Origin of the sequence: Rhodopseudomonas sp. B29, from assembly GCF_000333455.1 — a bacterium.
Taxonomy (GTDB): domain Bacteria; phylum Pseudomonadota; class Alphaproteobacteria; order Rhizobiales; family Xanthobacteraceae; genus Rhodopseudomonas.
In genome coordinates, this window is sequence record NZ_BADD01000572.1 from 1 (window position 1) to 988 (window position 988).

General features: G+C 62.3%; 1 protein-coding gene and 1 pseudogene. Both read left to right on the top strand.

Going from position 1 to position 988, the window contains the following annotated elements; genetic code table 11:
- Positions 1–269, top strand: a pseudogene (locus I5M_RS30255) (UPF0262 family protein); the annotation flags it as partial.
- A gap of 126 nt (positions 270–395) precedes the next feature.
- Positions 396–851, top strand: coding sequence for a low molecular weight phosphatase family protein (locus tag I5M_RS20440; RefSeq protein WP_022723094.1), 456 nt, complete (start codon positions 396–398; stop codon positions 849–851).
- The last annotated feature ends 137 nt before the right edge of the window (positions 852–988 follow it).

Sequence of the window (988 nt, forward strand, 5' to 3'; positions counted from 1 at the left end):
AGACGGCACGCCGGTGGTGGGCACATCTGTTTTCGCTGACGCCGTTCCGGCGCATCGTGAAGGAATACTTCATGATCTGCGACAGCTACTACCAGGCGATCCGCACCGCCACGCCCGACAAGATCGAAGCCATCGACATGGGCCGCCGCGGCATCCACGACGAAGGTTCGCGCACGCTGCAGGAACGTCTCGCCGGCAAGGTGCGGATCGATTTCGACACCGCCCGCCGGCTGTTCACGCTGATCTCGGTGCTGCATTGGAAGGGGTGAGCCTGCGTGGCACGGCAAGCCTCCCGTCATTGCGAGGAGCGAAGCGACGAAGCAATCCAGCGCCCCACGCGCGGCCTGGATTGCTTCGCTTCGCTCGCAATGACGGGTTGATGCGAGCCTGACCGGATGTCGGGACGCGTGCCGCAAGCGGTGCTGTTCGCCTGCGGCATGAACAGCGTGCGTTCGCCGATGGCCGAGGCGCTGCTGCGCCAGATCGCGCCACGGACGACCTATATCCGTTCGGTCGGCGTCAAGAAGATGGAGCTCGATCCGTTCGCCGTCGCCGCAATGGCGGATGTCGGACTCGACATCTCCAAGCACAAGCCGACGACCTTCGAAGAGCTCGAGGACTACGAGGGCCTCAACTTCGATCTGATCGTCACGCTGTCGCCCGAAGCCCACCACAAGGCCTTGGAACTGACCCGCACCCACGCCATCGACGTCGAATACTGGCCGACCTACGACCCCACCGGCACCGAAGGCACCCGCGACCAGAAACTCGCCGCCTACCGCGAAGTGGCAGATACGTTGATGCAGCGCATCCGCAAGCGGTTCGGGCGGCACGGCGGCGGGAACGAGTAGTTCGTATCGCCGCGTGCGCTGCTTCCAGGCTTCGTCGAGACGATAGTACGAAGTCGGGCTCAATTTTAGAATTAGTCTTGATCTAAAATGTAGCTGCAGAACGACGTGTAGTTCCATCATTGCGCTGTGTTGCGTGA